The sequence below is a fragment of the Paraburkholderia sp. J94 genome (assembly GCF_905220285.1).
In the GTDB taxonomy this organism is placed as follows: Bacteria; Pseudomonadota; Gammaproteobacteria; order Burkholderiales; family Burkholderiaceae; genus Paraburkholderia; species Paraburkholderia tropica_A.
The window spans coordinates 506,808-519,574 of sequence record NZ_CAJMZH010000001.1 but is presented as its reverse complement, the minus strand read 5'-3'; the positions used below and the strand labels follow the sequence as shown (position 1 = coordinate 519,574).

The window sequence follows — 12,767 nt, the reverse complement described above, 5'->3', positions numbered from 1 at the left end:
GGTTGAAGCGGCTTCAAGGCGCGGCCAGCACCGCCCCTTCCTGTTCCAGCACGCCGATCTGCGCCGCGTCGTAACCGCATTCGCGCAGCACCTCGCGCGTGTGCTCGCCGTAAAGCGGCGCGGGCCGCGCATGCGTGGTCGGCGATTGCGAAAAATGAATCGGCAAGCCGATGCCCGACATCGTCCCGCCCAGCGGATGCTCGGTCTCGACGATCATGCCGCGAGCGATCGCCTGTTCGTGCGCGGCGGCTTCCGGCACGCTGAGCACCGGCCCGCACGGCAAGCCGATTTCGTCGAAAGTCGCGAGCCATTGCGCGGTCGTGCGTTCACGCAGACGCGCGCTCAATATCGCCACCAGATCGGCGCGATGTTCGAGCCGTCCCGCGTTGGTGGCGAAGCGCGCGTCGTCGGCGAGACCGGGAATCGCCAGCACGGACACAAGGCGCTCGTAATTGCTCTGATTCGCCGCACCGATATTGATCCAGCCGTCGCGCGTTTCGAAGGCCTGATACGGCGCGCTCGTCGGATTCGCCGACCCCGCTTTTTGCAGCACGGTGCCGTCGGCGAAATAATTCGCGAAGGCCCAATACATCTGCTGCAATCCCGCTTCGAATAGCGACGTGTCCACCATCTGCCCGAGCCCGGTCACTTGCCGCCCCGCATAGGCCGCGCAAATGCCGAGCGCCGCGAGGATGCCCGCGTTGATATCGGTGACGGGAGAACCGGCCTTGATGGGCGCCTGCCCCGGCTCGCCCGTCATGCTCATGAGGCCGCTCATGCCTTGCGCGATGAGGTCGAAGCCGCCTTTGTCGGCATACGGGCCGCTGCGGCCATAGCCCGAAATCGCGCAGTAAATCAGGCCGGGATTGTCGGCCTTGAGCGTCTCGTAGCCCATGCCGAGCTTTTCCATCGTGCCGCGCCGATAGTTCTCCGTCACCACGTCGGCGTCCGCGAGCAGACGGCGCAGCACCGCGCGCCCGCCCTCGGTCTTCAGATTGAGCGCGATGCCGCGCTTGCCGCGATTGACCATCATGAACGACGCCGATTCGCCGCTCGCGAGGATCGGCGCGAAACGGCGGCAGTCGTCGCCGCCCGGCATCTTCTCGACCTTGATGACTTCCGCGCCCATGTCGGCGAGCATCATCCCGCACACGGGCCCCGACATGATGTGCGCGAGTTCGATCACCTTCATGCCCGCGAGCGGTCCCACGCTTTCGCCACGCGGCGCGGTGTGCTTCTCTGCGTTCATCTCAGCGTCCCTTGAATTGCGGCGTCGATTTCGCGAGAAACGCCTGGTAGCCAATGCGGAAATCCTCGGTGCCGAAGCACGCGAAGCCTTCATCGCGTTCCGCTTCGCTGAGCGGCGACGGATTGCGCGCGCGGCGCACGAACTGCTTGTGCCAGCGCGCGACCAGCGGCGCGCCCGCCGCAATGCGCCGCGCCGTGTCGAGCGCGTGCTCGCTCACCTCGGCATCGGGCACCACGCGCGTGACGAGGCCTTTGGCGAGCGCTTCGCGCGCGTCGAGAATGCGGCCTTCGAGCAGGATCTCCAGCGCCACCGCTTCGCCCGCGAGACGCAGCAGCGCGTTGAGTTCCGCGTGCGCCATCACGAGGCCGAGGTTCTTGATCGGCGCGCCGAAGCGGCTCGATTCGCCGCAGAGTCGCAGATCGCAGAGCGCAGCGAGTTCGAGCCCGCCGCCCACGCAGATGCCATGAATCATCGCGACGACGGGAACCGGACACGCATCGATCAGATTCAGCGTGCGATGCATGAGCGCGCCGTATTCGCGTGCCTGCGCGACGTTCGAGCGATCCGTGGCGAATTCGCCGATATCGTTGCCCGGCGAAAAGGCTTTCTCGCCCGCGCCGCGCAGCACGATGCAACGCAGCGACGCATCGGCGGACAGCGTCTCGAAGGTGTCGCCCAGTGTGCGCCAGAGCGTGCGCGTGAGCGCGTTGAGCTTCGCGGGCCGGTCGATCGTGACAATGGCGATGGCGTCATCGCGTTCGTCGCGATCGACACGGATGCGGCCATTGACGGCTTCATTCGCGTCGTTATCGTTCATCAGGATTCCCTGGTATTACGCTGCGGTATGCGCATGCGCGCCGTCGGCGGAACGCGAGGCGCTGTCGAGCGCGCGGTCCGGGCGCATCGCGAACGACAGCACGATGCCCGCCGCCATGATCGCCATCGACACCGTGAAGGGCAGGTTCCAGTTGCCCGTGCGGTCGATCAGCCAGCCGCCCACCACCGGACTCACGATGGCCGCCGCCGCCGATCCCGTGTTCATGATGCCGCTCGCCGTGCCCGCATGTTTGGGCGCGATGTCCATCGGCACGGCCCACATCGGACCAATCGTCATTTCGTTGAAGAAGAATCCCGCGCTCAAACACAGCGCGGCGAGCGTGACCGTGACGTTCTGCACGAGCAGGATCGGCGCGAGCGAAAGCAGCGTGAGGAACATGCACACGCCCACCATCACGTTGCGCGCGAGGCGCAGATTCTGGCTTTTCTTGAGGATGCGATCGGTAACTGAGCCGCCGAGCCAGTCGCCCAGCACGCCCGCGAAAAACACGCCCGACGCGAACAGCGCCGACTTGCCGAGCTGCATGTGATAGTTGTGCAGGAAGTATTGCGGAATCCAGCCGAGAAACAGCCACAGCACCCAGCCATAGCAGAAGTACACGGCGGTGACCGGCGACATGCGCGCGGCCAGACGACGCCACGGCACCGGTTCACGTTCCTTCGCACCCGTGTAGCGTTCGAGTCCGGCGCATTCGGCTTCGGTGATGCGCGGATGCGCGCGCGGATCGTCGCGGAAGTACCAGATCCACAGCACTGCCCAGAGGAAACTCACTACGCCCGTGACGATGAACGCGCCGCGCCAGCCCGACATCAGCATGAGCCAGACGATCAGCGGCGGCGCGACAGCGTTGCCGATGCGCGAAGCGGCGTGCGTCGTGCCCTGCGCGAAGCCGCGCCGGTCGGCGGGCATCCAGTTCGACATCGCGCGCGTGGCGGTCGGGAACGTCGCGCCTTCGCCGAGGCCGAGCAAGAGGCGCGCGACGATCATCGACGCGAAGCCGCCCGCGAGACCGGTCAGCACGGTCGCGCCGGCCCAGATCACGGCGCACACGGCGAGCGTGCGGCGCGGGCCGAAGCGGTCACCCACCCAGCCGCCGATGATCTGAAACAGCAGGTACGGATACGCGAACGCGGAGAATACGATGCCGATTTCGGTATGCGAGAGATGTAGCTCGGCCGCGAACTGGCTCGCTGCCGTGCTCACGTTGACGCGGTCGACGTAGGTGATGAGGTACATCGCGCACAGCAAGAGCAGCACGCGCGTGGTGGCTCGGCGGAACATCGTCGTCTCCTGTTTAGTCATGGCGCGGACGCGGGGATGCGGCGCGCGGGCTCACTGCTGTAGCGTGATGCGACTTCGTGTACGACTGCGTGAATTGACTACGTGTAGCGACTGCCTGTAGCGACTGCGTATTTCGACTACGGTTGCGGCGCGGCGGGATGCAGCGCGCGTTCCAGCACCTGCGCGACGTGCAGCGCGTGCGCCGCCGCGCCATCGGCGATCTGATGACGGCAACTCGTGCCGTCGGCGACCACGAGCGCGTCGCCGGCTTGTTGCGCCGCGCGCACGGCGGGCAGCAGCGCGAGTTCGGCCATCGCCATCGAAGTCGCGTAATGCTCGCGTTCGTAACCGAAGCTGCCCGCCATGCCACAGCACGACGACTCGACTGCTTCCACCTTCAACTGTGGAATCCAGCCAAGCACGGTTTGCACCGGCGTGAACGCGCCAAAGGCTTTCTGATGGCAATGGCCATGCACGAGCGCGCGCGCTTTCGGCAAGGCGTGCAGCGTCAAATCAAGCCGCTGCGCGGCCCGCTCGCGCACAAGAAATTCTTCGAACAGGAACGCATGGCGCGCGAGCTTCGCGGCGTCCTCGCCGAAACCGTAGGCGGTCCATTCGTCGCGCAAGGTCAGCAGGCACGACGGTTCGAGGCCGACCACCGCCACGCCGCGCTCGACGAACGGCAGCAAGGCGTCGAGCGAGCGGCGCGCTTCCGCTTTGGCTTCGTCGACGAGACCGGCGGACAGCATCGTGCGCCCGCAACACAGCGGACGCTCGCCCGCAAGCTGATTCAGATGCACCGTGTAGCCCGCCGCTTCGAGCACGCGCTGCGCGGCGCGCGCGACGCCCGGCTCCAGGTAGTTGTTGAAGGTATCGACGAACAGCAGCACTTCGCGCGTGGCAGTGGTCGATTCCGTTTTGCGCTGCTCGCGTGAATCGCGCTGCTGCGCGAGATACGAACGCCCGATATCGGGCAACGCGCGCGCCTCGGCGAAACCGATGCGGCGCTTGATCCACGCCGCCACGCGCGGCAGGCGTTCGAGCGCGGCCGGTCCGCCCGGCACGCGGCTCGCGAGCGGCGCATAGCGCGGCAGATACGCCACGAGCCGGTCGCGCCAGCGCAAGCCGTGCTCGCGCCGCCACGCCGCGCGCGCCTCGATTTTCAGGCGCACCATGTCCACGCCGGTCGGGCAATCGCGCTTGCAGCCCTTGCACGACACGCACAGATCGAGCACGTCCTTGACCGCCTGGCTCGCGAGACCGCCCGCGCCCGCGCCGCCTTCCGCGCCGTCGAGTTGGCCCGACAAGGCGAGCCGCAGCGTATTGGCGCGGCCGCGCGTGACGTGCTGTTCGTCGCGCGTGACGCGATAGCTCGGACACATCGTGCCCGCGTCGAACTTGCGGCAATGGCCGTTGTTGTTGCACATCTCGACGGCTTTCGCGAGGCCCGCGCTCGCATCGTGGCCCGAGCCCGGCGCGCCCTCCTCGCCCGTCAGCGGATCGCGCGTGACATTCCACGCCGACCAGTCGAGCGCCGGTTCGAGCGCACGCTCGCGATAACCCGGCGCGAATCGGAAATGCTCGACGGCGTCCATCTTCGGCGGATTGACAATGCGGTCCGGGCTCAGCCGATTGCCCGGATCGAACAGCGTCTTGATCTGCGCGAACGCGGCGTTGATGCGCGGACCATATTGCCACGCGACCCATTCGCCACGGCACAATCCATCGCCGTGCTCGCCCGAAAACGCGCCCTTGTACTCGCGCACCATCGCGGCCGCTTCTTCGGCGATCGCGCGCATTTTCTGCGCGCCGTCGCGGCGCATATCGAGAATCGGCCGCACATGCAGCGTGCCGACGCTCGCATGCGCATACCACGTCCCTTCCGTGCCATGCCGATGAAACACCTCGGTCAAACGGCCCGTGTAGTCGGCGAGGTGTTCGAGCGGCACCGCGCAATCCTCGATGAAGGAGACCGGCTTGCCGTCGCCCTTCATGCTCATCATGATGTTCAGGCCCGCCTTGCGCACGTCCCAGAGCGCTTTTTGCGCGGCGGCATCGGCCATTTCGACCACGCTGCCGGGCAGACCCAGATCGCCCATCAACTCCACTAGCTGCGCGAGACGCGCGATCTGCGCCTCGCGGTCGTCGCCCGCGAACTCCACCAGCAGCACCGCTTGCGGCGAGCCCACCAGCGCGCGCTCGATCACAGGCTTGAACGCGGGATTGCCCAGCGCGAGATCGATCATCGTGCGATCGACCAGCTCCACGGCCGCCGGCCCGAGCTTGACGATGTGCTGCGTGAGGTCCATCGCGCCGTAGAAGGTCGGAAAATTCACCACGCCGAGCATCTTGTGGCGCGGCAGCGGTGCGAGCCTGAGCGTCAACTGGCGGCTGAACGCAAGCGTGCCTTCCGAGCCCACGAGCAGATTGGCGAGATTGGGTTCGCCGTCCGCTTCGAAGGCGAGCGGATTCTGGCAATCGAACAGGTCGAGGTTGTAGCCCGCCACGCGGCGCAGCACTTTCGGCACGCGCTCGCGCAAGGCGTCGCGCTCGCGTTCGGCGATCTCGCGCACGCCGCTCACGAGCGCCTGCGTGCGCGGGTCGCGTGCCATCGTGGAGAGCTTGCCGAAGCGCGTTTCGTGACCGTCGGCGAGCACGGCGTCGATTGCGGCCACGTTGTGGACCATGATGCCGTATTCGATCGAGCGCGAGCCGCACGAATTGTTGCCCGCCATGCCGCCGATCGTGCATTGCGCACCCGTCGACACATCGACCGGAAACCACAGGCCATGCGGTTTGAGCCACGCATTCAGATGATCGAGCACGATGCCCGGCTCGACCGTCACCGTGCGCGCGTCCTTGTCGAAATCGACGATGCGGTTCAGCCATTTGCTCGTGTCGATCACAAGCGCTTCGCCCACCGTCTGCCCGCACTGGCTCGTGCCCGCGCCGCGCGCGAGCAAGGGCGTGCCGGTTTCGCGCGCGATGTCGAGCACGAGACGCAGATCGTCTTGATCGCGCGGCACCGCCACGCCGATCGGCATGATCTGGTAGATCGAAGCGTCGGTGGCATAGCGCCCGCGCGAGGCGCGGTCGAACAGCACGTCGCCACGCAGCTCGCGCGCGAGGCGCGTGGCCAGCGGCGTGAGCGCGGCGCGCGCCGAAGCGGGCATCAGACGGATCGGCTGAACGAGCGGTTTGGGCGTGGACGTGAGCATCGAACGTGGGGCAACATTATGTATAAATCAGGAATCCGAATGTTATCGGCGTGAGCGATGAGGCGCGCGTGCGTGGCGGATATCGTCACGCACGCGACCCGCTTTCAGAACGATCAGGCGGCCGCTTTCAACGCGGGCCGCGCCGCGTGCTCGGTCAGATAGTCCATCGCCGCGCCCACGCCCGTTTCCGCAAGCGCCACGCCCGCGAGCCGCAGGCCCATTTCGCAGCCGGTGAGCGCCGCCATCAGCGTGAGGTCGTTGCAGTCGCCCAGATGGCCGATGCGGAACATGCGCCCCTTCACCTTGCCGAGCCCCGTGCCCAGCGACAGATCGAAGCGTTCGTAGATGATCTTGCGGACCGCGTCGGCGTCCACGCCCTCGGGCATCATCACGCCCGTGAGGACCGGCGAATACACGGCGGGATCGGCGCACTGGATCTCCAGGCCCCACGCCTGCACGGCGGCGCGGCACGCGGCGGCGAGCCGCTGATGACGCGCGAACACGTTGTCGAGCCCTTCGCCGAGGATCATGTCGAGCGCTTCGGCCAAGCCGTACAGCAGGTTCGTGTTCGGCGTGTACGGCCAATAGCCCTGCTGATTCATTTCGATGATCTCGGACCAGCCCCAGAACGCGCGCGGCAGCTTCGCCTCGCGGCTCGCGGCGATGGCCTTCTGCGAGACCGCGTTGAAGCTGATGCCGGGCGGCAGCATCAGGCCTTTCTGCGAGCCGGACACGGTGACGTCCACGCCCCATTCGTCGTGCCGGTAGTCGGCGGACGCGAGGCCCGAAATCGTATCGACCATCAGCAGCGCCGGATGCCCCGCCGCGTCGATCGCGCGACGCACGGCGGCGATATCGGACGTCGCGCCCGTCGACGTTTCGTTGTGCACGACGCAGACGGCCTTGATCGCGTGGCCCGTGTCCGCGCGCAAGCGCGTCTCGATCTGATCGGCCTGCACGCCGCGCCGCCAGCCTTCGATGCCGGGCAAGCCGAGGAATTCAGGCTTGAGGCCGAGGCTTTCGGCCATCTTCTTCCACAAGGTCGCGAAGTGACCGGTCTCGTACATCAGCACGGTGTCGCCGGGCGACAGCGTGTTGGTGAGCGCCGCCTCCCACGCGCCCGTGCCCGAGGCCGGATAGATCACCACGGGCTGCGCGGTCTTGAAGATCTTCTTGATGCCGTCGAGCACGGCTAGCCCGAGCGCGCCGAATTCAGGCCCGCGATGGTCGATGGTCGGATAGCTCATGGCCCGCAGGATGCGGTCCGGCACCGGGCTCGGACCGGGGATTTGCAGGAAATGGCGGCCAGCGGGATGGAAGTCGAGTTTCAGCATGAAGGCGTCCCACGTCAGGAAAGGTCGGAAGTCACACGCACTGCGTTCGAAGCCACCCGGCACCTGCTCTCACGCCGAAATGGCATTTTGCATGCAAAATACTCTAGTTCACTGAGCCGCAGATGCAAGGCTCAATTGGCATGAAATGCCCCAGGGGAAACCCGTCGATGCAGCGCAGCGTAGCTTTCCGGGCGATCACGCTAGAATGAGGGCACGTCGGTCGATCGGGGTTTCGTATGCAAAATGCAGACATTCCGGACGCACAACTCGCGTCCGCGCAGCCTGAGGCGCACGAACTGGCGCTGCCGAAGCTCGCGCGCCAGCGCCTGCACGACACGGTGGTCGATCATCTGCGCGAGTTCATCGTCGAGGGCCAGCTCGCGCCGGGCGTGAAGCTCAACGAGCGCAAGCTCTGCGAGGTGCTCGGCATTTCGCGCACGCCGCTGCGCGAGGCGCTCAAGGTGCTCGCCGCCGAAGGGCTGATCGAGATCTCGCCGAATCGCGGCGCGACCGTCGCGCAACTGAGCGAGGCCGAGATCCGCGACATGTTCGAGCTGATGAGCGGGCTCGAATCGTTCGCGGGCGAACTCGCGTGCGCGCGCATCAGCGAAGGCGAGCTTGCGCAGATCAAGGCGCTGCACGCGGCCATGCTCGTCTGCCGCGCGCAGAACGACCTGTCCGGCTATTACGCGCGCAATCACGCGATTCACGATCTCATCAACGCGGCCGCGCGCAACGTGGCGCTGCGCCAGACCTATGTGACGCTCAACCGGCGCTTGCAGGCGCTGCGTTTCCGCTCGAACTTCCAGACCGCGAAGTGGGACAGCGCGATCCGCGATCACGAAGCGATGATCGCCGCGCTCGAAGCGCGCAACGGCGCGGCGCTCGCCGCGATCCTGCGCTCGCATCTGCTGGCCAAACGCGATGCCGTGCTCGCCGAGCGCACGCTCACGGTGGCGGGCATGAACGCGCCGCGATAGCGGTTTCGCTGTTCGAACATCATTTGACGTGAAGGCGGACGATCTGTGCGCATGCACAGATCGAGGCGCGTGACGAGCCGTGCGCAGCGATTGGCGCGTGCCGACGCCGCCTGCCTTTATACTGCTGGCCCCGGAAACAACGACAGACAAGGACGGCGGCGCCGCGCGCGCCGTCGTCGACAAGGAAGACCAGATGGGACCGTATGTAGACGCCGTGCCCTCGGCCGAAGTGCTGCCCGCGCGCGCCGACGTGGTGATCGTGGGCGGCGGCGTGATCGGCGTATCGGCTGCGTGGCACCTCGTTTCGCAGGGCTATAGCGTGGTGCTCTGCGAGAAAGGCCATATCGCCGGCGAGCAGTCGAGCCGCAACTGGGGCTGGTGCCGCCAGGCGGGCCGCGATATGCGCGAGATGCCGCTCATCACCGAAAGCATGCGCCACTGGCGCGGCATGGCCGATGCCGTGGGCGCCGACGTCGGCTACCACGAATGCGGCGTGCTCTATATCGGCGCGAACGAGGAAGATGAAGCAGGCTTCCAGCAATGGTTCGACGATGCAGCGGGCTACGACACCGGCGCGCGCATGGTGCGCGGCGCGGAACTCGCGAAGCTGATGCCCGGCGCGTCGCGCGCGTATCGCGCGGGCCTGTTCGTGCCGACCGACGGCCGCGCCGAACCGCAGCGCGCAGTGCCCGCGATGGCTCGCGCCGCCCAGGCGCGCGGCGCGACGCTCATTGCGCATTGCTCGGTGCGCGCGCTCGAACGCTCGGCCGGACGCGTCTCCGGCGTGGTCACGAGCCGCGGACGCATCGCCTGCGATGCCGTGATTCTCGCGGGCGGCGCGTGGTCGAGCCTGTTCTGCGCGAACGAAGGCGTGCGCCTGCCGCAACTGAAAGTGCTCGGCACCGTGCTGCGCACCTCGCCCGTCGAGAACGGGCCGCCGACATGCGGCTGGCTCGGCGACATCGGTTATCGCAAGCGCGCGGACGGCGGCTACACGATCGGCTATAGCGGACATCGCTACACGCCGGTGAGCCCCGAGGGCTTCAAATATCTGCGCGAATACACGCCGCTGCTCAAGCAGAACTGGCGCACGATCCGGCCGCGTTTCGATTCGGCGGCATGGCGCGAGTTTCGCGATCGTCCAGGCTGGAACGCCGAACAGACGAGCCCGTTCGAACGCACGCGCACGATGGACCCGTCGCCTTCGCAACGCGGCGTGCAGGCCGCGATGGCGAGCATGCGCCGGCTCTATCCCGCGTTCAACGACGCGCGCATCGTGCAGGAATGGGCCTGTTATATGGACGTGACGCCCGACATCATTCCGTATATCGGCGCGGCGGCAAACGTGCCGGGACTCACGGTGGCGACGGGTTTCTCGGGTCACGGATTCGGCATCGGGCCCGCAGCGGGACGCGCGGCCGCCGACGTTGCCATCGGCCGCGATGCAGGCATCGACCTCGCGCCGTTCTCGCTCGACCGCTTCGCGCCGGGCATGCCGATCGTGCCGGGCGGAGAGATCTGAACGCGTGTGCGATTCGCACCATGCCATGCCATTCATTACATGAGATTGCATGGCCTTCCTTCGACGGCGTCGCTGCATCCGACGCCGTTTTTTTGCCTGCGACAAATGCGCCATCTTCGCCGCGATGGCCGCATTCATCGAAAAGACCCTGAAAACACGATCTAAACGCAAATCGGAAAATCATACCCGCCCACTTTATTTCGGCATCCAGATTAATTTCCCGATGTGACGCGTTGTGTCACTTTCATAGCCGTTTTGCAATCGAGCGTTTCGCGTTATGTGCGGCCACTATGGTGGACGCATTTAATTTATTGCTCTATACTCGGTTCGTCTTAATTACAAAACGCAACATCTCTTGCGATTCGCGCTGCAACGTCGTGCAAATTTCACGCTTGCAGCAGGCTCGCACCATCAAACGGAACCTCCGGTTCAAGCGGCACGCAAATTGCTACCGCACTCTTGCCGTTGCAGCATCGAACGGCGCCCATGCTCTGGCACGCACAACGCGCAGCCGGGCTGAACATGACAACCAGACGAACGCCATAGCGTTCATTCGACGGCCGGCAGCGCACTGAACGCGCGCCGGTACAGACTGTTTCCGTCAGTTCAATCGCGGCCATGCCGGGATCACGAACTTCCTTCGCAGCGCCATTGCGGCGCTCTCGCGGCGTGCCTGCGCGCGCCGTTTCGTCTACAAGGAGGCGTATCTTCATGACTCGACGCACTGTCCAACTCGTGGGCAGCCTCATAGCGATAGCCGTCATTGCGTGGGCCCTCGCCCGCGGCATCGGCGCCGATACGTTCCGCAGCCATGCGGGCGATCTCGCGTACTACACGGGCCAGCACATGCTGCTCGTGGTCTGGTCGATGGCGCTCGCCATCCTCGTCGGCGTGCCCGCCGGCGTGCTGCTCAGCCGCCCGCGCTTTCAGCGCCAGGCCGAACGCTTCATGCAGATCTTCAACATCGGCAACACGATTCCTTCGCTCGCCGTGCTCGCGATCGCGCTCGGCATCTTCGGTATCGGCGACATTCCGGCCATCGTCGCGCTGTTTCTCGCCTCGCTGCTGCCGATCACGCGCAACACCTATGAAGGCGTGAAGAACGTGCCTGCCTCGCTGCGCGAAGCTGCAAAAGGCATCGGCATGACGGGCTGGCAATCGCTCACGCGCGTCGAACTGCCGAATGCGGTGCCGATCATCGTCGGCGGCGTGCGTACCGCGCTCGCCATCAACGTGGGCACGGCGCCGCTCGCCTACCTCATCGGCGCGGACAGTCTCGGTTCGCTGATCTTCCCCGGCATCTATCTCGACAATCAGCCCTTGCTGCTGCTCGGTGCCGCAATCACGGCGATTCTCGCGCTCGCGCTCGACGGCATTGTCGCGACGGGCAGCCGTCAATGGATGCTGCGCCACGGAGGTCTCGCATGATGTTTCGCAGTACGATACGACGTCTCGCGAGCGCCTTCGCCATCGGCACGCTGTGCTTCGCGGCCAGTACCTCCGCGTTCGCGGCCAGGATCGTGCTCGGCGCGAAGAACTTCACCGAGCAATACGTGCTGGCCGAAGTCACGGCGCAATATCTGCGCTCGCGCGGCTATGACGTGGAAGTGCGTTCGGGCCTCGGCAGCACGCTCATGCGCAGCGCGCTGGAGAACGGCCAGTTCGACATGGTGTGGGATTACACGGGCACGGCGGCGCTGGTCTACGACAAGCTTACCGACAAGCTCGGCCCCGAAGCCATGTACCAGCGCGTGAAGGAACTCGACGAACCGCGCGGGCTCATCTGGCTCAATGCGTCCACGCTCAACGACACCTACGCGCTCGGCCTGCCCAGCGAATTCGCGCAGCAGACCGGCATCAAGACCATCTCGCAGCTCGCCGATTATCTGAAGACGAATCCCAAGGCGAAGCACATGGTGTTCGGCATGGACGCCGAATTCGCGAATCGTCCCGACGGCCTGAAGCCGCTGCTCGACACCTACGACATGCACTTCAAGCGCTCGCAGATGAAGCAGATGGACCCCGGTCTCGTCTACACCGCGCTGCATAACAACCAGATCAAGATCGGTCTCGTCTACACGACCGATGGCCGCGTGAAGGGCTTCGGCATCATTCCGCTCGAAGACGACAAGCGTTTCTTCCCGCCGTACAACGCCGTGCCGATCGTGCGCAAGGCCACGCTCGAACACAATCCGAAGCTCGCGGCGCAACTCAACGCGCTCTCGGCGGCGCTCAATAACGACGTGATGCAGGACATGAACAAGGCCGTGGATCTCGACGGCAAGTCGCCGCGCGACGTGGCCGATGCGTTCCTGCGCGCCCACCCGTTACCTTGAAGGAGCACG

General features: G+C 65.9%; 11 protein-coding genes. 5 read left to right on the top strand and 6 right to left on the bottom strand.

Features of this window, described 5'->3' with window-relative positions; translation table 11 throughout:
- Nucleotides 1-13 precede the first annotated feature (13 nt).
- The 5 genes from U4Y88_RS02275 to U4Y88_RS02255 all read right to left on the bottom strand — a co-directional run bounded on the left by U4Y88_RS02275 (nucleotide 14) and on the right by U4Y88_RS02255 (nucleotide 7,920).
- A complete protein-coding gene (locus U4Y88_RS02275) occupies nucleotides 14-1,249 on the bottom strand; it encodes a CoA transferase (protein WP_321781930.1) in 1,236 nt (411 codons plus the stop codon).
- 1 nt (nucleotide 1,250) lies between these two features.
- A complete protein-coding gene (locus U4Y88_RS02270; RefSeq protein WP_321781929.1) occupies nucleotides 1,251-2,066 on the bottom strand; it encodes an enoyl-CoA hydratase/isomerase family protein in 816 nt (271 codons plus the stop codon).
- A gap of 15 nt (nucleotides 2,067-2,081) precedes the next feature.
- Nucleotides 2,082-3,368, bottom strand: coding sequence for an MFS transporter (locus U4Y88_RS02265; RefSeq protein ID WP_321781927.1), 1,287 nt, complete (start codon nucleotides 3,366-3,368; stop codon nucleotides 2,082-2,084).
- Between the two features lie 137 nt (nucleotides 3,369-3,505).
- Entirely contained in the window at nucleotides 3,506-6,586 is a 3,081-nt protein-coding gene (locus U4Y88_RS02260; RefSeq protein ID WP_321781925.1) for an FAD-binding and (Fe-S)-binding domain-containing protein, read from the bottom strand.
- Nucleotides 6,587-6,699: 113 nt separating this feature from the next.
- Nucleotides 6,700-7,920: a pyridoxal-phosphate-dependent aminotransferase family protein gene (locus U4Y88_RS02255; protein ID WP_321781923.1), complete on the bottom strand. Its 1,221-nt coding sequence runs from the start codon at nucleotides 7,918-7,920 to the stop codon at nucleotides 6,700-6,702.
- A 236-nt stretch (nucleotides 7,921-8,156) separates the two neighbouring features.
- Between U4Y88_RS02255 and U4Y88_RS02250 the strand changes: the two genes are divergently transcribed.
- The 3 genes from U4Y88_RS02250 to U4Y88_RS02240 all read left to right on the top strand — a co-directional run bounded on the left by U4Y88_RS02250 (nucleotide 8,157) and on the right by U4Y88_RS02240 (nucleotide 10,651).
- Nucleotides 8,157-8,900 (top strand): GntR family transcriptional regulator, encoded by a 744-nt coding sequence (locus tag U4Y88_RS02250; protein ID WP_224006090.1) that lies wholly within the window; start codon nucleotides 8,157-8,159, stop codon nucleotides 8,898-8,900.
- Nucleotides 8,901-8,997: 97 nt separating this feature from the next.
- Nucleotides 8,998-10,422, top strand: coding sequence for an FAD-binding oxidoreductase (locus U4Y88_RS02245; protein WP_321781921.1), 1,425 nt, complete (start codon nucleotides 8,998-9,000; stop codon nucleotides 10,420-10,422).
- Between the two features lie 49 nt (nucleotides 10,423-10,471).
- Entirely contained in the window at nucleotides 10,472-10,651 is a 180-nt protein-coding gene (locus U4Y88_RS02240; protein ID WP_321781919.1) for a hypothetical protein, read from the top strand.
- 157 nt (nucleotides 10,652-10,808) lie between these two features.
- Here U4Y88_RS02240 and U4Y88_RS02235 read toward each other — a convergent pair whose 3' ends face one another.
- Complete coding sequence (locus U4Y88_RS02235) at nucleotides 10,809-11,135, bottom strand: hypothetical protein (protein ID WP_321781917.1); 327 nt, start codon at nucleotides 11,133-11,135, stop codon at nucleotides 10,809-10,811.
- On the opposite strand from U4Y88_RS02235, the gene U4Y88_RS02230 reads away from it, so the two are divergent.
- Entirely contained in the window at nucleotides 11,134-11,850 is a 717-nt protein-coding gene (locus U4Y88_RS02230) for an ABC transporter permease (RefSeq protein ID WP_224006084.1), read from the top strand. The two genes, U4Y88_RS02235 and U4Y88_RS02230, sit on opposite strands and share 2 nt — an antisense overlap.
- The gene (locus U4Y88_RS02225) at nucleotides 11,847-12,758 is read left to right on the top strand and encodes a glycine betaine ABC transporter substrate-binding protein (protein ID WP_224006081.1); all 912 of its coding nucleotides are present in this window, start codon (nucleotides 11,847-11,849) and stop codon (nucleotides 12,756-12,758) included. Before U4Y88_RS02230 ends, U4Y88_RS02225 begins: the two co-directional genes overlap by 4 nt.
- Nucleotides 12,759-12,767: the final 9 nt, after the last annotated feature.

Bases quoted from the DNA above. Each gene is read 5' to 3' on its own strand.
- U4Y88_RS02230 (WP_224006084.1), top strand. From the start codon at position 11,134: ATGACTCGACGCACTGTCCAACTCGTGGGCAGCCTCATAGCGATAGCC.
- U4Y88_RS02240 (WP_321781919.1), top strand. From the start codon at position 10,472: ATGGCCTTCCTTCGACGGCGTCGCTGCATCCGACGCCGTTTTTTTGCC.
- U4Y88_RS02270 (WP_321781929.1), bottom strand. From the start codon at position 2,066: ATGAACGATAACGACGCGAATGAAGCCGTCAATGGCCGCATCCGTGTC.
- U4Y88_RS02265 (WP_321781927.1), bottom strand. From the start codon at position 3,368: ATGTTCCGCCGAGCCACCACGCGCGTGCTGCTCTTGCTGTGCGCGATG.
- U4Y88_RS02260 (WP_321781925.1), bottom strand. From the start codon at position 6,586: ATGCTCACGTCCACGCCCAAACCGCTCGTTCAGCCGATCCGTCTGATG.
- U4Y88_RS02250 (WP_224006090.1), top strand. From the start codon at position 8,157: ATGCAAAATGCAGACATTCCGGACGCACAACTCGCGTCCGCGCAGCCT.
- U4Y88_RS02255 (WP_321781923.1), bottom strand. From the start codon at position 7,920: ATGCTGAAACTCGACTTCCATCCCGCTGGCCGCCATTTCCTGCAAATC.
- U4Y88_RS02235 (WP_321781917.1), bottom strand. From the start codon at position 11,135: ATGAAGATACGCCTCCTTGTAGACGAAACGGCGCGCGCAGGCACGCCG.
- U4Y88_RS02225 (WP_224006081.1), top strand. From the start codon at position 11,847: ATGATGTTTCGCAGTACGATACGACGTCTCGCGAGCGCCTTCGCCATC.
- U4Y88_RS02275 (WP_321781930.1), bottom strand. From the start codon at position 1,249: ATGAACGCAGAGAAGCACACCGCGCCGCGTGGCGAAAGCGTGGGACCG.